The organism is Flavobacterium sp. (assembly GCF_043778725.1).
Classification (GTDB): Bacteria; Bacteroidota; Bacteroidia; order Flavobacteriales; family Flavobacteriaceae; genus Flavobacterium.
This window is the reverse complement of record NZ_JAYWFT010000163.1, coordinates 48036-70010: the sequence shown is the minus strand read 5'-3', so window position 1 is coordinate 70010 and position 21975 is coordinate 48036. Positions and strand designations below refer to the sequence as shown.

Sequence of the window (21975 nt, the reverse complement as noted above, 5' to 3'; positions counted from 1 at the left end):
CCAATAATGTTCGAAGCCGTGAAACTTGTAACCATACTGTTCAACATATCACTTGCAGCTTGTGGCGAATTTGGTAACAAAATCAAGTTAGAATTGGTATCGGCACCAATCGCTTGAAGTGTGTCATAATGTTGTGTAATTACAATTAAAGCCGAAGCTTCTTGCGAATTAATTCCAACATGGTTTAACACTTCAACACTTTCTACCAATCCACGAGCAATTTCTCTACGTTGGTCAGCAATACCTTGTCCTTGTAGTTTTTTACTTTCGGCTTCGGCTTTTGCTTTAGCTACAATTCTAATTCGTTGTGCTTCACTTTCAAATGTTGCAGCTGTTTTTTCTCTATCGGCAGCATTGATTCTATTCATCGCATTTTTTACTTGAATATCTGGATCAATATCAGTAACCAAAGTATTGATAATATCATAACCATAAGTTGCCATTGCTTCGTTCAATTCACGTTTTACACCAATTGCAATATCATCTTTTCTTTCGAAAACGTCGTCCAAAATTAACTTTGGAACTTCAGCACGAACTACGTCAAATACATAAGCTGTAATTTGATCGTGCGGATATTCTAACTTATAAAATGCTTCGTAAACTTTATCCTGAATTACATTAAACTGAACCGAAACTTTCATTTTGATAAACACGTTATCTTTAGTTTTGGTTTCAATAATTACATCAAGTTGTTGAATTCTTAAATTTACTCTTCCAGCAATTCTATCAATAATAGGAAGTTTAAGCTGTAAACCAGAATTTCTAATACTCATAAATTTTCCAAATCGTTCAATGACAACGGCACTTTGTTGCTTTACAGTAAAGAAGGAAGAGAATAAAATAATTAATCCGAAGACTGCTAAAATAATAAAAAAGATTTCCATAAATAATTTTTAAGTGGTTATGTAGTTATTATACGATAAAAATGTATGTTTGTTACAAATTAACTTTTTTAATAATGAAGAAATCTTTTTTTACAGTGCTACTTTTGGCCTTTGCAACTTCCATTTTTGCTCAATATCAAAATAAAGACGGAAACCGAATAGGAATTTCAGGTGGAGTAAATCAATCAACACTTTATACTTCTAATTTTACCACAAAACCAGGCAACGGATATGCTGGTGGACTTTCCGTTAGAGGAAATTACTACAACAATTGGAGTATGATTTATGGAATGCAGTTTTTTGTAAACAAATTTTCATTAGAAACAATTTCAACATCGTTAAAGAAAGATACCGAGTTTAATCTTCAAGGAGTTCAAGTACGATTGCTATTAAGTTATAACATTATTAAGGATCATATCTCTGTAGATTTTGGTCCAGTACTTCAAGTAAACGGAAAGTTGGGCGTTGATTCTAGAGACGAAAATAATTTAATTAAAGGAACTCTACTTCAATCGAAACAAATTTTGGATGTTTCTAAAATAAATGGAAATGCTTATTTTGGAATTTCTGCTGGAGGAAAAGTAGTAAGAGCAGTTATTTTCTATGAATACGGATTTACAAATGTCTTAGGCAATCTAAACAGTGTAGAAGGTTTAACATTACTAAACGGAAACAAAAGTTTTAAAGGTAATATAGGAACCATTAGTGGCCAGATAATTTTTAATTTGTAAAAAATAAAACCAAAAATTCGCAAATTACTATACTATAATTTGCGAATTTTCGGTTAAAATATGTAGTTATTTACAAACTAGCAATTGCTTTTTCCAATCGTTTTATGGTTTCGTCTTTTCCAATCAATTCTACAATATCAAAAAGATGTGGACCTTTTAAAGCTCCAACTAAACTCAATCGAAATGGTTGCATCACTTTTCCCATTCCAATTTCGTTTTTTGTCATCCAATCTTTTACAATAGTTTCAATGTTTACCGAAGTAAAATCTCCAATATTTTCCAATACCGAAATCAATTGTTGCATTAAATTTGGTGTTTCTTCTTTCCAATTCTTAGCTGCTTTTTCATCGTAAGATGTTGGAGCCACAAAGAAATAATCAGCCAAATCCCAGAAATCTGAAACGAAATTAGCGCGTTCTTTTATGGAAGAAACTATTTTTGTTAACTTTTCGTCTGTCACACTGAGCGCAGTCGAAGTGCCGTTTTTTTCTAATTCTTTTTTGAATGCTCTCGTCAAACTTTCATCACTTTGTTTTTGTAAATACTGATGATTAAACCATTTGTTTTTCTCTGGATCAAATTTTGCTCCAGCTTTATGAACTCTATTCAAATCAAATTTTTCAACTAATTCTTCCAAAGAAAATAGCTCTTGATCTGTTCCGTCGTTCCAACCCAATAAAGCTAAAAAGTTAACCACAGCTTCTGGAAAAAATCCGTTTTCTCTATAACCAGATGAAATCCCTTCTTCGGTTTTCCATTCTAAAGGAAACACAGGAAATCCCATTTTATCGCCATCACGTTTTGATAATTTTCCGTTGCCAATTGGTTTTAAAATCAATGGTAAATGAGCAAATTCTGGTGCTTCCCAACCAAAAGCTTTGTACAATAAACTATGCAAAGGCATTGATGGCAACCATTCTTCACCACGGATTACATGAGAAGTTTCCATTAAATGGTCGTCAACAATATTCGCTAAATGGTAGGTCGGCATTCCGTCTGATTTGAATAAAACTTTATCGTCTAATAAATTAGTTTCAAATTTAATGTCACCACGAATAATGTCGTGCAAATGCAAAGTTTCATTTACCGGAGTTTTAAATCTAATTACATAATCTTCTCCAGTAGCAATTCTTTTATCGGTTTCTTCTTTTGAAATTACCAAAGAAGTATCTAGTTTTTCACGATTGTGCCAGTTGTAAATGAATGTTTTTCCTTCTGCTTCGTGTTGTTTTCTATGTGCATCCAATGCTTCGGCAGTATCAAAAGCATAATAAGCCCAACCCGAATTTATCAATTGATCAGCATATTGTTTGTACAATTCTTTTCGTTCCGATTGACGGTAAGGTCCAAATTTTTCGTTCTTTTCAACAGTTTCGCTTGGTGCAATTCCCAGCCATTCCAGAGCTTCAAGAATATATTCTTCTGCTCCAGGAACAAAACGATTTTGATCGGTATCTTCAATTCGTAAATAGAAAACGCCGTTATTTTTCTTAGCAAATAAATAATTGAATAGGGCAGTTCTAACACCACCAATATGCAAAGGTCCAGTCGGACTTGGTGCAAAACGCACACGAACTTGTTTAGACATGATTTTTTATTATATTTAATTCAATTTAACAACGAGCTTGTCAAAGTGAGTACAAAGATAATCAGAAGTTGGAAGTTGAAAGCTGGAAGCTGGAAGTTTTTAAAACTAAAATGTTACAAAATAAATCGAAAACCATTACCGTTCTTTTTTATTTTAGAATTAGAGAGAATAGAAGTCTCCAGTTTTGAAGTTAAAGTTTCAACAATGTAATTTTTAATTAAATCTGGTTTTTTATCATAATATTGTTCTACAAGCAAACTGTTATAATTCGAGTTTGGATTATTATAAGTAAACAATGGAAATCCTTCTTTCATCAATAAAAAATTTATTAACAACCTTCCTGTTCGTTTATTTCCATCTACAAAAGGTTGATGTAACCAAATTTCTTGAGCTAAAAAAACAGCTTTTTCAATTACGTTTTTGTCGCTTGAATTTAATTTTTTTATAAGTTCATTCATGTTTTGAGTAGCATTTTCGGGTGAACTTAATGGTATTATTTTTTCAATTTCAATGTTGTTTTTCTTAATTGAAATTACATTCGGACTAATTTTAAAAGTTCCTCTTTCTTGACCTTTTTCTTTAGCATCAAGATAATAATCATCATTCCAAAGACTTCCAATACTTAACCAATTCAATTCTAAAAATAATTCTATTGTCAAATCTTCTTTGTATTTAATAGCAAGCAACATCCTTTTTAAGGCTTTATACATTCCTTTTTGTTCTAAAATATCTGATGTTCTGATGTTGTTTCCTGATATAGTATCACTCTTAAAAAGTTCAGTTGTCTGAATTAAAGTTAATTGATTTCCTTCTAATTTGTTGGTTGCATACACATATTCATATAAAATTCCTTGCTCTTCTTCTAATGAAAGCGGAATAGAAATTGCGTTGTATTTAGAAAGTAAATCTTTTAACTTTTCCATCGATGAATTTTATTTATAATGTAAAAATACAAAAATATAAAAAACAAAATCCGCATAAATTTATAAAGTTGGTGTTTAATAAAGAATTAACTTTTATTCTAACTAGAAATTATTACTTTTATCGGTTATAAACAAATGATTAACAATTTTGGAAAATCAGAACATAATATACAGTAAACTCGAACAGTTTATTAAGAAGTTTTACACAAATGAATTGCTACGTGGAACCATTTTCTTCGTCGGAATTGGTTTACTATATTTTCTTTTTACACTTTTTGTAGAATATTTTCTTTGGTTAAAACCAACTGCTAGAACCATTTTGTTTTGGACTTTTATAGTCGTGGAACTTTTCTTATTGTTGCGATTTATTTTGTTTCCAATCTTTAAATTATTCAAACTTCAAAAAGGAATTAATTACGACGATGCATCCAAAATCATCGGAAATCATTTCAACGAAGTAGGTGATAAGCTTACCAACTTTTTACAATTATCTCAAGACACAAATAAATCAGAATTGCTTTTGGCTTCTATAGATCAAAAAGCAAATACACTTCAACCTGTTCCTTTTGGAAACGCCATAAATTTTGGAACTAATAAGAAATTTTTGCCTTTAGCAATTATTCCAATTTTGTTTTTTGCTTTCTTTTATTTGTCTGGAAACAGCAATTTTATTTCTCAAAGTTTGAATCGTGTGGTGCATTACAAAGAACAATTTTTACCACCAGCACCATTTGAATTTCAACTTTTAAATAAGAATTTACAAACCGAACAGAATCAAGATTTTCTTTTAAAAGTAAAAACCGTTGGAAAAGTTGTTCCAGAAAACGCCATGATTTTCATCGGTGACGAAAGTTATTTTATGGAAAGTAACAAAGCTGGTGAATTTCAATTTGTCATTCCGAAACCTAAAGAAAATTTGGAATTCCATATTGAAGCCAATGATGTTTCTTCTCATGAATATCAATTAAATGTTGTCACCGTTCCATCGATTGCTAATTTCGAAATGGTTTTAAATTTCCCAGGATATTTGAATAAAAAAGCGGAAGTTATTAAAGGAACCGGAAATGCAGTACTTCCCGAAGGAACTACCGTGACTTGGAGAATGAAAACTTTGGCTACACAAAAAGTAGAATGGTTGAATGTTGCTGCAAAGTATGCTTTTGCTAAACAAGACAATCAGTTTTTATTGTCTAAAAATATTATTCAAAACACAGATTATCAAATTGTTACTTCCAATAGTAAAGTTCAGAATTATGAGAAGTTAAATTATCAGATTTCCGTTGTTAAAGATCAGTTTCCAACTATTTCTGTAGGAAACGCTCCAGACAGTCTTAAAATTGAAAAAAACTATGTTTTAGGACAAGTTTCAGACGATTACGGACTTTCTAAATTGCAAGTTATTTATTATCCAAAAGACAAACCTAATTTGGTTAAACGTGGAACCATTACCGTGAAGCGTGATGTGTATGATCAGTTTGTGTTTGCTTTTCCAAGTAATCTTCCTGTTGAAGAAGGTGTTTCGTATGAGTATTATTTTGAAGTTTCAGATAACGATGCTTTACATAATTTCAAAAGTACTAAATCATCAGTATTCTCCAACAGAATCGCAACTGAAACTGAAAAAGAAGATCTAGTATTACAACAACAAAATGACAATATAAATTCATTAGAAAAATCTTTAAAAACCCAAGACAAGCAATTGAACGAAATGGAGAAGTTGCAAAAAATGGGTAAAGAGAAAGACAACTTAGAATTTAAGGAACAACAAAAGGTAAATGATTTTCTTGATAAGCAAAAGAAGCAAGATGAAATGATGAAGAATTTTGCCGAGAAAATGAAAGACAATCTAGACAAAGTTAAAACCGAAAAGAAAGATGAAGTAAAAGAACTTCTTAAAGACCGATTGGATAAAGTTGATAAAGATTTAGAAAAGAACAAAAAACTTTTAGAGGAACTTCAAAAGCTTAATGAGAAATTAGAGAAAGATGAGTTGTTCGAGAAAATGGATAAACTTAAACAACAAAGTAAAAATCAAACTAAGAGTTTGCAACAATTAGTGGAGCTTACTAAGAAATATTACGTTGAAAAGAAAGCCGAACAAATCGCAGATAAATTAGATAAACTTTCTGAAAAGCAAGACAAATTATCGGATAACGAAAAAGAAAATTCTGCGGAAAAACAAGAAGAAATCAATAAAGAATTTGATAAGATTCAAGAAGAATTAAAAGATTTAGAAAAAGACAATAAAGAATTAAAAACACCTGTTGAACTTCCAGATACAGCGCCAAAAGAGAAAAGTATTGATGAAGATCTTAAGAAAGCGTCAGATGAATTAAAGAAAGATTCTAAAGCTGGAGCAAAACCCAAACAAAAAAGTGCTTCCAAAAAAATGAAGCAAATGAGTCAAGACATGCAATCAAGTATGGAATCCGGAGATCAAGATCAGATGGAAGAAGATGTCGCAATGTTAAGACAAATTCTCGATAATCTTTTAGCATATTCTTTTTCTCAAGAAGATGTCATGAAGCAGTTTAAAGGATTAAAAAGAGGTTCACCATCGTTCAATAAAAATCTTAAAATCCAACAAGACTTAAAACAACAATTCAGACATGTTGACGATAGTCTATTTGCGCTTTCATTACGTAATCCAAAGATCGCAGAAGAAGTTACAACCGAAGTTGGGAATGTACAATATAACGTTGACAAAGCAATTGAAACTCTCGCAGACGCTAATGTTCCAAAAGGTGTTTCTCACCAACAATTCGCCACAAGTTCTGCAAATAAACTTGCCGATATGTTAGCTGCAACTCTAAACAATATGCAAATGTCTATGCAAATGTCTGGCTCGGGCAAAGGAAAAGGAAAACCAAAACCAGGTCAAGGCGACGGAATGCAACTTCCAGATATAATAAAGAAACAGGAAGGTTTAGGTGAAAAAGCTAAAAAAGGAATGAAACCTGGACAAAAATCCGGTGAAGGTCAAGGCGGAAAAGAAGGAGAGAAAGAAGGAGGCAAAGACGGCAAAGGAAAAGAAGGAAAGGATGGAAAAGAAGGAAATGGAAAGGACGGAAAAGAAGGAAATGGGAAGGATGGAAAAGACGGCAAAAACGGACAAGGTTCAGGCGGAAACGGACAAGGAAATAAAGACGGTGAAAACGGTCAAGATGGAGAAGGTGATGCCAAAGACATAATGGAAATTTATAAAGAGCAACAACAACTTCGTGAGGCGTTGCAAAACGAATTAAATAAACAAGGTTTGGGCGGACAAGGTCAAAATGCTTTGGATCAAATGAAGCAAATTGAGAAGCAACTTTTGAATAAAGGTTTCAATAATGAAGTTCTTCAAAAGATGCTGAATTTGAAATATGAGTTGTTAAAACTTGACAAAGCGATTCAGCAACAAGGTGAAGAGAAGAAACGTCAATCAGAAACAAACAAAAAGGAATATAATAATTCTACTAATGCGTTACCGACACGTTTACAAGAATATTTAAATAGCGTAGAGATTTTAAACAGACAAACATTACCTTTGCGCTCCAATTTTAACCAAAAGGTTCAAGAATATTTTAAAACAAATGATTAGTTTCAATTACGAAAACGACTTTGAATTGCAAAACGAAGACCAAATAGCTACTTGGATTTCTGCTGTGATTTTATCAGAAAATAAGAAAGAAGGAGATATCAATTATATCTTTTGTGATGATGAATATTTACTCAATTTAAACGAACAATATTTAGATCATGATACGCTAACCGACATTATTTCATTTGATTACTCTGTAGGAAATGAATTACATGGCGATATTTTCATTTCTATCGAAAGAGTTCGCGATAATGCCCAAGATTTCGACGTTACTTTTGAAGAAGAATTAAAAAGAGTCCTAGTTCATGGCGTTCTACATTACTGCGGATATAAAGATAAATCTGAAGATGACGAGCAATTAATGAGAAACAAAGAAAATGAAAAAATCAAAATGTTTCACGTGGAACATAACGATTAAGGCTTTCTGATTCTTTATTAAAAATTAAAAAATAAAATACAAGTTAACGTTCCACGTGGAACAAAATAACAGGAATAGATTTTAGACTTGCTTTTTCAGTGATTTCTAAATTAAATATTCCTAATTCCCAATTAAGAAAATGTTTAATACATACGATGTAATAGTAGTTGGAGCAGGACACGCAGGTTGTGAAGCGGCAGCTGCGGCAGCAAACCTTGGTTCGCAAACTTTATTGGTTACAATGAGTTTGCAGAACATTGCGCAAATGTCTTGTAATCCTGCAATGGGCGGAATTGCCAAAGGACAAATTGTGCGTGAAATTGATGCGCTTGGTGGTTATTCTGGAATTGTTTCAGATAAAACAGCCATTCAATTCAAGATGCTTAATAAATCAAAAGGACCAGCTATGTGGTCGCCAAGAGTTCAGTCAGATCGAATGCGTTTTTCTGAAGAGTGGCGATTGATGTTGGAGCGAACTCCAAATTTAGATTTTTATCAAGAAATGGTTTCGGGTTTAATAATCAATAACGGAAAAGTTGAAGGAATAAGAACTTCGCTTGGAATTGAAATTAAAGCTAAATCAGTTGTATTGACTAATGGAACGTTTCTTAACGGACTTATTCATATTGGCGACAAACAATTTGGTGGAGGAAGAGCTGGTGAAAGTGCTGCATACGGAATCACAGAAGATTTAGTAAAAGTAGGATTTGAATCGGGTAGAATGAAAACAGGAACACCTCCACGAGTTGATGGTCGTTCTTTAGATTATTCTAAAATGAATGAAGAACGTGGTGATGTTCGTCCAGATAAATTTTCTTATTCAGATGAGACGAAGTCTTTAATTCACCAAAGATCGTGTCACATGACCTACACTTCTTTGGAGGTTCATGATATTTTAAGAGAAGGATTTGATCGTTCGCCTATGTTTAATGGAAGAATTAAATCACTTGGACCAAGATATTGTCCATCAATTGAAGATAAAATTAATCGTTTTGCTGATAAAGAAAGACATCAATTATTTGTTGAGCCAGAAGGTTGGGATACTTGCGAAGTTTATGTAAATGGGTTTTCTACATCACTTCCAGAAGATATTCAATTTAAAGCTTTGCGTTCGGTAGCCGGATTTGAAAATGTAAAATTTTTTCGTCCAGGTTATGCAATAGAATACGATTATTTTCCACCAACGCAATTAAAACATACTTTAGAAACTAAATTAGTTGAAGGTTTATATTTCGCTGGACAAATAAATGGTACAACAGGTTATGAAGAAGCAGCTTCTCAAGGAATGATGGCTGGAATAAATGCGGCATTAAAAGTTCAGGAAAAAGATCCAATGATTTTGAAACGAGATGAAGCGTATATTGGTGTTTTAATTGACGATTTAATTACAAAAGGAACAGAAGAACCCTACCGAATGTTTACTTCGCGTGCCGAATACAGAACGCTTTTAAGACAAGATAATGCTGATGCTAGACTAACACCCAAATCATTTGAAATAGGTTTGGCTTCTGAGAAAAGAATGCGAAGAATGGAAAAGAAATTTGCTGCTAGTGATGCAATGGTTTCCTTTTTTAAAGAAACGAGTTTGACGGTTGCCGAAACTAATCCAATTCTTGAAGAGAAAGGAAGCGCTCCAATTGTTCAATCGGACAAAATGTTTAAAGTATTTTCGCGTCCGCAAATAGACTTAGAAGATTTCTTGAAATTTGAAAAAGTTGCTTCTTATGTAGAAGAAAACGATTTGGACAGAGAAATTTTAGAACAAGCAGAAATTCAAGTAAAATATTCGGGTTATATCGAAAAAGAAAGAATTAATGCAGATAAACTAACACGACTGGAAGATTTAAAAATCCCTGATGATTTCGATTTTCACAAAATTAAATCAATGTCAATTGAAGCGAGACAGAAGTTAAGTAAAATTCGTCCTGTAACAATTTCGCAAGCTTCTAGAATAAGTGGTGTTTCACCAAGTGATATTTCGGTATTGTTAGTTTATATGGGAAGATAATATAAAATTACGATTTACGAAGTTTAAGGTACGAAGTAAAATAAACATCAAATTTTTAAATCCTCGTATTTTGTATTTCTTACTTCGTACTTACATTTGTTCCACGTGAAACTAACTTTGCCAACACCTATAAATAAAGAGAATTTAATGAATTTATCAAACACCAAACATTTTTTAAACGTAAAAGATTATTCCGTTTCTCATGAAACTTTTGAGTTACTTTATGATGAAGAATTGGATATGTTAATTACGCATCCGCAACCAAGTTTAGAGAAACTTCCTAGTTATTATGAAAGTGTTGATTATATTTCGCACACCGATGGAAACAAATCTTTATTTGAAAAAATGTATCAATTCGTTAAAGGAATAGCTTTAAAGAATAAATTGAAATTAATAAATTCGGAATCGCAAAAAGGAAGAATTTTAGATATTGGAGCAGGAGTTGGCGATTTTTTATCGGTTGCAAAAAATGATGGTTGGCAAACAATCGGAGTTGAACCAAGTGATAAAGCAAAAGCTATTGCTATAAATAAAGGTGTTTCGTTTGTAGAAAACCTTTCAGAATTAGAAAGCAATTCATTTGATGTAATAACAATGTGGCACGTTCTAGAGCACGTTCCAGATTTAGAAAATCAGATAAAAGAATTAAAACGGTTGATAAAACCAACAGGAACTGTAATTATTGCGGTTCCTAATTTTAAATCATTTGATGCAAAACATTATAAAGAGTTTTGGGCAGCTTATGATATTCCAATTCATTTATGGCATTTTTCGAAAACTGCTATTCAAAAATTATTTGCTAAAGAAAATCTTGAGTTAGTAAAAGTAATTCCAATGAAATTTGATAGTTTTTATGTAAGTTTATTATCTGAAAAATATAAAACTGGCAAAATGAATTTCATCAAAGCTTTTTTCATCGGATTGAAGTCTAATTGGAAAGGAAATCAAAATTCTGAATATTCTTCGCATATTTATGTGATAAAAAACGCTAAAAACTAAAATAAAAGCGAATTTTAAACAGTTTTAGGACTAAAGACGTCTTTTGTTGGGTAAAATGAGAGGTTGCTTTAAAACGCATTGTATGATGTCGGTTTTAATAGGGAATAATTATATGTGTTTCTGTAATGATAGTAAACGATTATAATAGTAAAATCAAGTCAATTTTATAACTTTTTATCTTTTCAGATGAATTTTTTATACTTTTGGCAAATAGTAAAATTAAATATAAAAATAGAATGAAAAAAATTGTAGTGTGCATTGCCTTGGCAGTAGCAATTGTTTCTTGTAACAAAACCACAGAAGCGAAAGATTTTAAAACAGCTTATATTGATACTAATAAATTATTAGAAGAATCTACCGAAGCTAAAGATATCAAAGCCAAATATGAAGCTGTAGCTAAAGAAAAAGGAGCAAGATTGAAAGTAGAAGTAGAAAAATTTCAAGCAGAAGCTGCAAGTTTTAAAAACGATGCTATGAAAAATGGTCAAGCTTGGGCACAACAAAAAGGAGCAGAATTGCAACAAAGAGAACAACAATTGCAATATGCAGAACAGTCTTTGTCGCAACAAATACAAGGTGAACATGGTGTAGAAATGGATTCTGTAGTTGTAAAATATAGAAAAATATTTAAAGATTATGGTAAAGATAAAGGATACGATTATTTATTTGGATCGGGCGAAGCAGCCAATATTTTATACGCTAAAGACAGCTATGACGTTACCAAAGACATCATTAAAATTGTAAATGATAAATACAAAACAGAAGGTAAAAAAGAAGAAAAACCTGCTGTTAAAAAATAATTTTTTAAATTAAATTTTAGAAATCTACTATAAATTCCAAATTCTGATGTGCTTCATTTAGAATTTGGAATTTTTTATTTGGAAATTGATAATCAATATTTTACCTTTGTTTTATCTAAAATTAAAGCCAAATGGAATCAATATCTGCCGAAGCAAATTACGTTTTACGCTTCATTAACCAAACCAATCGCTCCATTTTTCTAACAGGAAAAGCTGGCACTGGAAAGACAACTTTACTAAAAGAAATTCTAAAATCTACTCACAAAAATACCGTTGTTGTTGCTCCCACAGGAATTGCGGCGCTTAACGCTGGCGGAGTTACCATTCATTCTATGTTTCAATTGCCTTTTGGCGGATTTATTCCTGCTACAAATGTGGAAGGTAGTTTTAATGAAAACATAAAATTTGAATCTAAAGATACTTTGCGACGCCATTTTAAAATGAGTGCTGTTAAAAGAGCGGTTATTCAAAACATGGAATTACTTATTATTGACGAAGTAAGTATGTTACGATCTGACTTGCTTGATGCAATTGAATTTATGTTGCAAAGCGTTAGAAAGAAAAAGCAACCTTTTGGCGGTGTTCAAGTTCTTTTTATTGGCGATTTATTGCAACTTCCACCAGTAATTAGAGATGAAGAATGGAGAACTTTGCGAACCTATTACAAGGGAAAATTCTTTTTTCATTCGCATGCAATTCAGCAATTTCCTCCTTTGTATATTGAGCTTTCTAAAATCTTTAGACAAACAGACGAAGTCTTTATAGATTTACTTAATAACCTAAGAAACAATAAGATAACTAAGGAAAATATTAATTTTTTGAATCAATATGTACAGCCAAATTTTGATTTAAAGACCAACAAAGGTTATATTACTTTAACTACTCATAATGCTAAGGCTGATACTATCAACACTAAATCATTGGCCGATTTAGAAGGGAAATCAAAAAGTTATAAAGCTCAAATTGTAGGTGATTTTCCTGATAAAATTTTTCCGGTAGATGAATATTTAGAACTTAAAATTGGTGCACAAATAATGTTTATTAAAAATGATCTTTCATTTGACAAACATTATTTTAACGGAAAAATGGGCGTTATTCTCTCAATTTCCGATAACGAAATTAGAGTAAATTTTCCTGAAGAGAATAAAACCATTGATGTTGAACGTTATGAATGGCAGAATATTCGCTATTTTGTAAACGCTAATACCAAAGAAATTGAAGAAGAAGTTTTAGGAACGTTTACGCATTATCCTATAAAGCTAGCTTGGGCAATAACGGTTCATAAAAGTCAAGGTTTAACATTTGACAAAGCTGCACTCGACGTTTCACAAGTTTTTGTTCCCGGTCAAGCCTACGTTGCGCTTTCACGTTTGCGCTCTTTAAATGGCTTAATTTTGCTTTCTCAAATACAAATGAACGGCATTTCTAACGATGATGATGTTATGGATTATGCTACTAACAAAGCATCGACCGAAATTTTACAGAATGCTTTACAAACAGATACTAAGAATTACATCCATAATTATCTGCGCAACAGCTTCAATTGGAGTGAATTATCGCAAGAATGGCGCAATCATAAATTTAGTTATTTAAATTCTGATTTGTCTGCTAAGTCTAAACACAGCAATTGGGCAACCCAACAAATGGAAAATTGTGAGAATCTTGTTGATCCGGCGTCAAAATTTATGTCGCAATTGGATAAACTATTTCGTGATGAAACGGTAGATTTTAAATTTATAAACGATAGAATTGGTGCGGCTTACAATTACTTTTATGAAAAATTGGATGCGTTAGTTTATGAAATTTTATACAAAATTGAAGAGGTAAAACGCACAAAACAAGTAAAACAATTTTATGATGAATTATTGGTTTTAGAAGAACTGCAAACCAACGCTATCTTGCGGTTGATGAAAGCCAAAAAACTTATAGAAACTGTTCTAGAAGACAAAGTTATTAGTAAAGAAAGTTTGAACAATCTGGCAATTAAAAATTATAAAGCAGAAAAACTTGAACGCGTATATGAAGATTATAAACGGAACAATGCTAATTTAATTGAAGATAAAAAAGACCTTAGCTATTACGAACCTAAGCCTAAAAATACGGATAAAATACCCAAAAAAGCAACTACGCAAGTCACTTATGAACTTTGGATAGAAAAAAATTCGATTGCAGAAATAGCCTTGTTGCGAAAACTTACAGAAGGAACAATCTTGTCACATTTTACCAAACTTATTCAAGATAAAGCAGTTAATGTAAAAGATATTATGCCCGAAGATAAAATTGAAGCACTTTCTAAAGCGTTTTATGGTTATAAAGAAGAATCCTTAAATGCATTAAAAGAGCAGGTTGGCGACGCTTTTACCTGGGAAGAATTGAGAATGTTTAAAGCAAGTTTAAATTAATTTTAAGTTTTTAACTCAACCAAAAAACACCCAAAATGGCAACCATAAAATAAATAGCAATAGTTCGAGATCCGTCAAAATCTTTGGCTAATCTTTGTCCTACAAGCATCATAAGTAAAGTTATACAAGAGTAAACGGCGCCATAAAATCCAAACATTCTACCACCATTAATGTACAATTCAAGGCATCCTACAATGCATAAAATTCCAGAAAGTAGTTCAAAGAAAACTAAAACTCCTGCCGCAATTGGAACAAAATTTTTTAGAATTGTTTTTTCAAAATGGGGTTTCATCCAAGCCATATTATCGTTCCAGTGAAACAATTTGTCGTGAGCCGACATGATAAAAGTAAGAGCAAGAAAAACTAAAACTAAAACCGATGCAGTATTGTTCATGATGTTATTTTTTATGAATTAAACGCGTTAATTTTATTGACAAATCTGTTAAAATTATTTTAGCATTTCCATTGCGTTCAATGTGATAAGAAGCGTCTGAAAGTTCTTTAAAAATTTCGGTAATGTTATTTCCGTTTACAAAAGGCGCAAAATTTTCTAGCTTGAATTTTTCAACTGTTGGCTCCATATAAACCAACGTATCTGCCTGATAATTTAGTAATAATGCTTGACGAAACATATCTATACAATAGTTTAGAAATTTCTTTTGAGCCTCACGACCCAAACCAGCAATTTGATCACTCCAAGCAATTAAATCATGAATTGCAGTAGCATTTCCTTTAGCTCTAAAAGCAGCACGAACCCAATCAACAAACCATTTTTCAAATGGTAATTCGTCGTTGTCTTCTTTTAAAATATGCAATGCTTTGTTATAATTTCCTTGTGCTTGATGCGCAATTTTGTGGGCTAATTTTTGATCAATATTTTCTCTTGCAACTAAAGCTTCGGTAATTACACTTTGGGGTAAACCATTAAAATGCAATACTTGACAGCGCGAACGAATGGTTTGAATAATAGCTTCTTCACTTTCAGAAATTAGAATAAAAACCGTCTTATCTGTTGGTTCCTCAAGTAGTTTTAATAATTTATTAGAAGCAGCAATATTCATCTTGTCTGCCATCCAAATAATCATAATTTTATAACTTCCTTCTAATGATTTTAATGCTAATGCTTTCAAGATTTCTTGGGCATCGTCAACACGAATTTCACCTTGTTTATTATTTACACCCAGTATTTTATACCAATCGGACAATTCGCCATAAGGGTTTTCGTTTAAAAATTTTCTCCAATCCTGAAGGAAATCAACACTTTTAGGTTTAGATTTTACATCTTCTGTAGTCACAGTAGGATACACAAAATGCAAATCGGGATGGGCTAAATGTTCAAATTTTATATTGCAAGAATCATTACCGCTGGAGTTATCGTTACCCAAGTTTTGGCAAACAATATATTGAGAATACGCTATAGCCATGGCCAATGTTCCTGTTCCTTGTGGTCCAATAAAAAGTTGGGCATGAGGAATTCTTCCTTGAGTTGCACTTTTAATCAAGTGATTTTTAATGTGTTCGTGACCTAGTATTTGTGAAAACTGCATAAGCAAAGATAAAAGAAAATACTTAAAAACAGCTAAAAAAGACCAATAAAGCTGTAAGATTTATCATTCAAATATATTTCAAATATAAGAAAAAACATCTTTATACAATATAAAACATCTTTTAATCGGTAAAAAATAACACTTTGTCGATATTTAATTTATTTTTGAATTGTTAAAAATAATTTCATTCTATTGTTTTAAAGTAATCAATCTAAAAAACGTATTGTTATGAATGCTAAAAAGATAATCTCGGTAAATTTTACTATTGCTTTGTTTTTATATTTGGGAGTTTCTTATGCACAACTTCCAGTTCCTTTCAAGATTAGATACCAAAGTTTTGTAAAAGGTGATATGACTGTTATTGCAAACAACATAGTTAACAGAGTAGATTATAACAATGCTGCTAATGATCCCTATTATAATCACACCAATTATGCCAAGTTAAACGATGAGTTTTCTATGGAATATATTGATATTGACGATGATCAATCTACTTTTTCATCAAGTAGCGCCGAGTTAATTTTTGATAATCCATCTAATAAAAAAGTAATTTATGCCGCTCTTTATTGGTCGGCAACTTACAAATATGCTGCAGGAGATAAAAATGATAAGGAAAAATTTATAGTAACCGATCCGGGAAGAGATTCTTTTAATTCTGTAAAATTAAAATTACCTAATCAAGAAACTTATTCGTCCATTTCTGGACAGGTAATCTATGACGGTATAAACCAAAAAGAAGTTAAGGACTTTGCGCCCTATGTTGTTTATGCCGACATTACTAATGAAGTAAAACAATTGGCCAACCCAACTGGAGTTTATACTGTTGCCAATGTAAAAGCCACTCAAGGAATGTTAAGTGGCGGCGTTGCTGCAGGATGGACTATTTTTATAGTTTATCAAGATGAAAAAATGAGCGGAAAGTTCATTACAAGTTTTGATGGTTTTGCAGGTGTAACAGATAAATCTACAGACATAACCTTCAATGGATTTCAAACCTTACCAACAGGAAACGTCACGGCCAAAATTGCTTGTGCAGCACTTGAAGGAGACAATAATCTTATTGGAGATCAACTCCTTTTTAGCACAAACCACAGCAACAGTTTTACCACACTAAGTAATTCTATTAGAAAAGAAAACAATTTTTTTAACAGTTGTATTACAATAGAAAACCAGCATTTTTCTAATAGATTTCCAGACAGTAAAAACACCTTAGGATATGACACTTGTTTGTTTACAATTCCCAACCCAAACAACACTATTATTGGTAATAATATAAAAGAATCAACCTTAAGAATGATGTCTACTGGAGACCGTTATTTCATGTTTTTTACTGCATATGGTGTAGAGGTTACTCCGGCAACAATTTATGATGAATTGCCACAAGACGCTATTGCCGCAATCGAAATCAAGAATAAAAAAGTAATTAACCAAAATAATAGCATAAAGTTTATTCCTGCCAACAACGATTTTCTGGTTGATAATTTTACAAATACTTCAACAACAAACAGATTGAATAAAAATAGCACTATTGATAGTAAAAAAAATAGTATCGAAATTCAAACCCTCAATATCTCTAATCAATCGTCTGGATATTACATAATTGCTAACATTTTTAAGACAGAACAAAAAGCCAAAGAGTTTATTTTATTTTTAAAATCTAAAGAAGTTGAGGCCAATTTGTTTTCTAATCCTTTAAATAATTACAACTATGTTTATCTTAAAAAAACCAGTAATCAAGCAGAAGCACTAGATTTATTCTTGTCAAAAATGGGTGATAGTTATAAAGAAAGAATTCAGATTTTATCAATAAATAAAGACGCTCTTACGCTAGTTGCCGAAGCTAATTCTAATAAAAAAATAAATATTGACAAAGAGAAAATTATTGAAAAAAATATAGAAAAAGCGCCTTTCGAAATTCAATCGGTAACAATTCCTAACGAAGCCAAAGGTTATTATATCGTTGCCAACGTTTTTTCTGTAACAGAAAATTCTTCACATTTTTTAGCTTTATTAAAATCTAAAGGATTTAGCGCAAAGCTGTTAATTAATCACTTAAATAACTTCAAGTATGTTTATTTGCAAAAAGTTGATAATGAAAACGAAGCAATAAGTCTTTGTCTATCTAAATTAAACAATACATATCAAGATAAAATGTGGATTTTATCTGTCAACAACACTAACACATCAATCACAAACAATGACGATTAATATTTTACTTTATGGTCTTTTCAAATCTTTAAAAGAAAGAAAAAACATGTTTCCTTACATCATAAAAGATATTGAATTTAAAAGCAGTATTTTCAATAGTGATAGGGTAACAATCAGTTCTAAAATTGACGAAAATAGCCTAGAAAGTGATAAGTCATAATTAGCGTTTTCTATAAAAAACAAAATAGTTATATTTGCAGATTAATATCAATAAATTCTGTAAATCAAATGAAAACCTTAAACGATTTTAACTTCAAAAATAAAAAAGCTTTAGTACGTGTAGATTTTAATGTTCCATTAGACGAAAATTTTAATGTAACCGATGTCAACAGAATTGAGGGCGCAAAACCTACAATTGATAAAATCCTTGCCGATGGTGGAAGCGTTATCTTAATGTCACACTTAGGAAGACCAAAAGGAAATGAATCTAAATATTCGCTTCAGCATATAGTAAAAACAACCTCAGAAGTTTTAGGAGTTCCAGTTATTTTTGCTTCAGATTGTCGTGGCGAAATTGCTCATAATGCTGCAGCTAGTTTACAACCTGGACAAGTTTTACTTCTAGAAAATCTTCGTTTTTATTCAGAAGAAGAAGCTGGCGATCTTGCTTTTGCTAAAGAATTAGCGTCACTTGGAGATATTTATGTAAACGATGCTTTTGGTACAGCGCACAGAGCACATGCTTCAACTACAATTATTGCACAATTTTTTCCAGAAAATAAATGTTTCGGTTTGCTTTTAGCTAAAGAAATAGAAAGTCTAAACAGAGTTTTAAACAATTCGGTAAAACCCGTAACTGCTGTACTTGGTGGTTCTAAAGTGTCTTCTAAAATTACAGTTATAGAAAATATTCTTGATAAAGTAGATCACATGATTATTGGTGGTGGAATGACTTTTACATTCGTTAAAGCACTAGGCGGAAAAATTGGCGACTCTATTTGTGAAGACGATAAAATGGATTTAGCACTAGAAATACTTAAAAAAGCTAAAGAAAAAGGAGTTCAAATACACATTCCTGTAGATGTTGTTGCTGCCAATTCTTTTTCTAATGATGCTACTACACAAATAGTTGATGTACGTGAAATTCCTGACGGATGGCAAGGTCTTGATGCTGGACCAAAATCATTAGAAAACTTTAAAAAAGTTATAATGGAGTCTAAAACGATACTTTGGAACGGACCATTAGGCGTTTTTGAAATGCCAAGTTTTGCAAACGGAACAATCACTCTTGGAGAATATATTGCCGAATCTACAGAAAATGGCGCTTTTTCTCTTGTTGGTGGCGGCGATTCTGTTGCGGCTGTAAAACAGTTTGGTTTAGAAGACAGAATGAGCTATGTTTCTACTGGTGGCGGCGCAATGCTAGAAATGTTAGAAGGTAGAGTTTTACCAGGAATTCAGGCTATTTTAGACTAATTATGTTACTTTAACAATAATTAAACAAATTTATACGTTATAAGGTAGTAGTTTTGCGTTTAGCATAAAATGCTGATTAATACCTTATTGAGATAAAAAAATATGACTATAAAAAATAAAATAACAACGCTTCTATTGGTCGCTTCGGCTTCGTTCTACGGACAAGAAGGCACAACTCCACTGGATTCGATTGTAAAAAAAGAAGTAAAAGTTTCCTATCTAGATTCTATAAAAGCGACTTTTGTAAATGACGAAATGGCTTCATGTGTAGACAATATGTGGTCGCAAGAACTGGCATCGTTAGATATTTATGATGATTTATTATCAGATATTAAAAACGTAGATCCAGACAAATCGGTAGATTACGAACTTCCAACAGAATTATTGAAGGAACGTCTAAAATTAATGGACGAAAAATCGCCGTTCAATATTGAGTACAACATTGGTTTAGAAAACGTTATCAAATCTTTTTTAAAGAATAGAAAAAAAGGTTTCGAACGTTTAATGGGAATTTCTCAATTTTATTTTCCAATTTTCGAAGATGAATTGGCTAAAAATAACATTCCACTAGAAATTAAATACCTTGCTGTTGTAGAATCTGCTCTAAATCCTAAAGCTGTCTCTAGAGTTGGAGCTACTGGTTTGTGGCAGTTTATGTACCAAACAGGAAAACAATATGGACTAAACATTAGCTCTTATGTTGATGAAAGAAGCGATCCTTTAAAAGCCAGTCAAGCTGCGTCACAATACATGAACAATATGTATAAAATATTTGGCGATTGGGACTTGGTTTTGGCATCTTACAATTCTGGACCAGGAAATGTTGCTAAAGCAATTCGTCGTTCTGGAGGACAACAAAATTATTGGAACATTAGAAAAAATTTACCTAAAGAAACACAAGGATATTTACCAGCTTTTTTAGCAACAATGTACATTTTTGAATACCATAAAGAACACGGTATTGTTCCTAATAAAGCTATAGCAAATCATTTTGCTACCGATACAATTATGATTAAAAAGCACATGACTTTTAAACAAATTTCAGATTTGTTGGATGTTTCTGTAGCCGAAATTCAATTTTTTAATCCGTCGTTTAAGAGAAATGAAATTCCATCTATTTCTGGAGAACGAAATTTCTTGAGATTGCCCAAAGATAAAATCGCAATTTTCACCTCTAACGAAGATAAGGTTTATGCCTATGTGCAATATGAAGCAGATAAAAGAGAACGTCCTTATGAAAGATTGGCTTCTGTAAAACAAAACGATTCTACTAATGTTTCTTACAACGAAAGAGAATTTACTACAAGAACCAGATTTCACAAGGTTAGAAAAGGCGATAATCTAGGCGAAATTGCCGATAAATACAATGTTTCTATTGCCGAAATAAAAAAATGGAACCGATTAAAAAGTAACAATGCGCCAATTGGTAGAAGTTTAAAAATAGTTTCTACAGAAAGAATTGCTTACAAAGAGAAGAAAGAAACAATAAAAGACACCTCATCCGTTAAAGAAGCAAGTGTAGCTAAAGAAAAAACATCTGTAATAGCTGTAAACGAACCAAAAACTGAGAGAGTTTTTAAAACAGAAAAAGTAGTTACTTATAAAGATGTTACCAAATTTCATAAAGTGAAAAAAGGTGATGTTTTAGGAGAAATTGCTTCAAAATATGATGTTTCTGTAGCCGAAATTAAAAAATGGAATAAAATAAAAGGAAACAATATTGGTCTTGGTGATAATTTAAAAATCATTAAAAACGAAAAAGTTACCACAACGGTAAAGAAAGAAATAAAACAACCTCTTTCTGAAAGAAATCAAGACATTGCCGTTGCCGAACCAAAAACTTCTAGAGCAGATAAAACTTCTAGAGCAGAAAAATCAGACAGTACTTCTAAATCAGAAAACTATTATGTTGTAGCCAAAGGCGATAATTTATCGGCAATTGCTAAAAAGAATAATGTTTCACTTCAAAGTATTCAAGAATGGAATAACCTTATTGACACCAATGTAAAAGTTGGAACACAATTAATTATTTCTGGAAGAAATGTTGCCGTAGCTAGAGAAGAAGACACACAACCTAAAGGCGATGCTAAAAACATTGAACACGTTGTGGGTAAAGGTGAGTATCTTGGCACAATTGCAAGAAAATACAATACAACAATTAATGATCTTTTAGAATGGAATAAATTGTCTGACACTAACATTAAACTTGGAGACAAACTAATTGTTGGTAAAGAAGAAGTTGTTGCAGTAAAAGAAAAAGTATCTAAAAAAGATGCTTATGCCGCTTCAACCAAGAAAGCTAAAGAAAAAATGTACCAAGTTAAACGCGGTGATACACTATCAAGTATCTCACAAAAATTCCCTGGAGTTTCTATTGCAGACATAAGAAAATGGAACAATATTAAAGGCGAAAACATTCAACCGGGAATGAAATTAAAAATTAACGGATAATACAAAAATCTTCTATA

The 21975-nt window shown here is 31.8% G+C and carries 16 protein-coding genes; 11 read left to right on the top strand and 5 right to left on the bottom strand.

Features of this window, described 5'->3' with window-relative positions:
• Window positions 1–884, bottom strand: an 884-nt coding sequence (locus tag ACH2CG_RS15195) for an SPFH domain-containing protein (RefSeq protein ID WP_395066708.1), incomplete at its 3' end; no start/stop codon positions are given.
• Window positions 885–958: 74 nt separating this feature from the next.
• Here ACH2CG_RS15195 and ACH2CG_RS15190 point away from each other — a divergent pair.
• Window positions 959–1615, top strand: a complete 657-nt coding sequence (locus ACH2CG_RS15190) for a PorT family protein (RefSeq protein WP_395066706.1) — start codon at window positions 959–961, stop codon at window positions 1613–1615.
• A 70-nt stretch (window positions 1616–1685) separates the two neighbouring features.
• Here ACH2CG_RS15190 and gltX read toward each other — a convergent pair whose 3' ends face one another.
• Together gltX and ACH2CG_RS15180 are read right to left on the bottom strand one after the other, a co-directional pair.
• The gene (gene gltX, locus ACH2CG_RS15185; RefSeq protein ID WP_395066704.1) at window positions 1686–3203 is read right to left on the bottom strand and encodes a glutamate--tRNA ligase; all 1518 of its coding nucleotides are present in this window, start codon (window positions 3201–3203) and stop codon (window positions 1686–1688) included.
• A gap of 113 nt (window positions 3204–3316) precedes the next feature.
• Window positions 3317–4126, bottom strand: a complete 810-nt coding sequence (locus ACH2CG_RS15180; RefSeq protein ID WP_395066702.1) for a Fic family protein — start codon at window positions 4124–4126, stop codon at window positions 3317–3319.
• A gap of 148 nt (window positions 4127–4274) precedes the next feature.
• Here ACH2CG_RS15180 and ACH2CG_RS15175 point away from each other — a divergent pair, with 148 nt between their 5' ends.
• From ACH2CG_RS15175 to ACH2CG_RS15150, 6 genes are all read left to right on the top strand, one after another.
• A complete protein-coding gene (locus ACH2CG_RS15175; protein ID WP_395066700.1) occupies window positions 4275–7709 on the top strand; it encodes a hypothetical protein in 3435 nt (1144 codons plus the stop codon).
• A complete protein-coding gene (gene ybeY / locus ACH2CG_RS15170) occupies window positions 7702–8127 on the top strand; it encodes an rRNA maturation RNase YbeY (RefSeq protein WP_395066698.1) in 426 nt (141 codons plus the stop codon). Before ACH2CG_RS15175 ends, ybeY begins: the two co-directional genes overlap by 8 nt.
• A 139-nt stretch (window positions 8128–8266) precedes the next feature.
• On the top strand, window positions 8267–10135 hold the full coding sequence (gene mnmG / locus ACH2CG_RS15165; RefSeq protein ID WP_395066696.1) for a tRNA uridine-5-carboxymethylaminomethyl(34) synthesis enzyme MnmG: 1869 nt from the start codon (window positions 8267–8269) through the stop codon (window positions 10133–10135).
• Window positions 10136–10282: 147 nt separating this feature from the next.
• Window positions 10283–11134 (top strand): class I SAM-dependent methyltransferase, encoded by an 852-nt coding sequence (locus ACH2CG_RS15160; protein WP_395066694.1) that lies wholly within the window; start codon window positions 10283–10285, stop codon window positions 11132–11134.
• Window positions 11135–11370: 236 nt separating this feature from the next.
• Window positions 11371–11934, top strand: coding sequence for an OmpH family outer membrane protein (locus ACH2CG_RS15155; protein WP_395066692.1), 564 nt, complete (start codon window positions 11371–11373; stop codon window positions 11932–11934).
• 131 nt (window positions 11935–12065) lie between these two features.
• Window positions 12066–14336, top strand: a complete 2271-nt coding sequence (locus tag ACH2CG_RS15150; protein WP_395066690.1) for a helix-turn-helix domain-containing protein — start codon at window positions 12066–12068, stop codon at window positions 14334–14336.
• Window positions 14337–14346: 10 nt separating this feature from the next.
• On the opposite strand, the gene ACH2CG_RS15145 is transcribed toward ACH2CG_RS15150, so the two are convergent.
• Window positions 14347–14730, bottom strand: a complete 384-nt coding sequence (locus tag ACH2CG_RS15145) for a DoxX family protein (protein ID WP_395066688.1) — start codon at window positions 14728–14730, stop codon at window positions 14347–14349.
• 4 nt (window positions 14731–14734) lie between these two features.
• Window positions 14735–15883 carry an ATP-binding protein gene (locus ACH2CG_RS15140; RefSeq protein ID WP_395066686.1) on the bottom strand — a complete coding sequence of 383 codons (1149 nt, stop codon included), beginning with the start codon at window positions 15881–15883 and terminating at the stop codon, window positions 14735–14737.
• Between the two features lie 228 nt (window positions 15884–16111).
• On the opposite strand from ACH2CG_RS15140, the gene ACH2CG_RS15135 reads away from it, so the two are divergent.
• The 4 genes from ACH2CG_RS15135 to ACH2CG_RS15120 all read left to right on the top strand — a co-directional run bounded on the left by ACH2CG_RS15135 (window position 16112) and on the right by ACH2CG_RS15120 (window position 21958).
• On the top strand, window positions 16112–18091 hold the full coding sequence (locus tag ACH2CG_RS15135) for a hypothetical protein (RefSeq protein ID WP_395066684.1): 1980 nt from the start codon (window positions 16112–16114) through the stop codon (window positions 18089–18091).
• A complete protein-coding gene (locus tag ACH2CG_RS15130) occupies window positions 18081–18251 on the top strand; it encodes a hypothetical protein (RefSeq protein ID WP_395066683.1) in 171 nt (56 codons plus the stop codon). The genes ACH2CG_RS15135 and ACH2CG_RS15130 overlap by 11 nt, the downstream gene beginning before the upstream one ends.
• Before the next feature lie 68 nt (window positions 18252–18319).
• Window positions 18320–19507, top strand: coding sequence for a phosphoglycerate kinase (locus tag ACH2CG_RS15125; RefSeq protein WP_395066681.1), 1188 nt, complete (start codon window positions 18320–18322; stop codon window positions 19505–19507).
• A 102-nt stretch (window positions 19508–19609) separates the two neighbouring features.
• On the top strand, window positions 19610–21958 hold the full coding sequence (locus ACH2CG_RS15120; RefSeq protein WP_395066679.1) for a LysM peptidoglycan-binding domain-containing protein: 2349 nt from the start codon (window positions 19610–19612) through the stop codon (window positions 21956–21958).
• Window positions 21959–21975 lie beyond the last annotated feature (17 nt).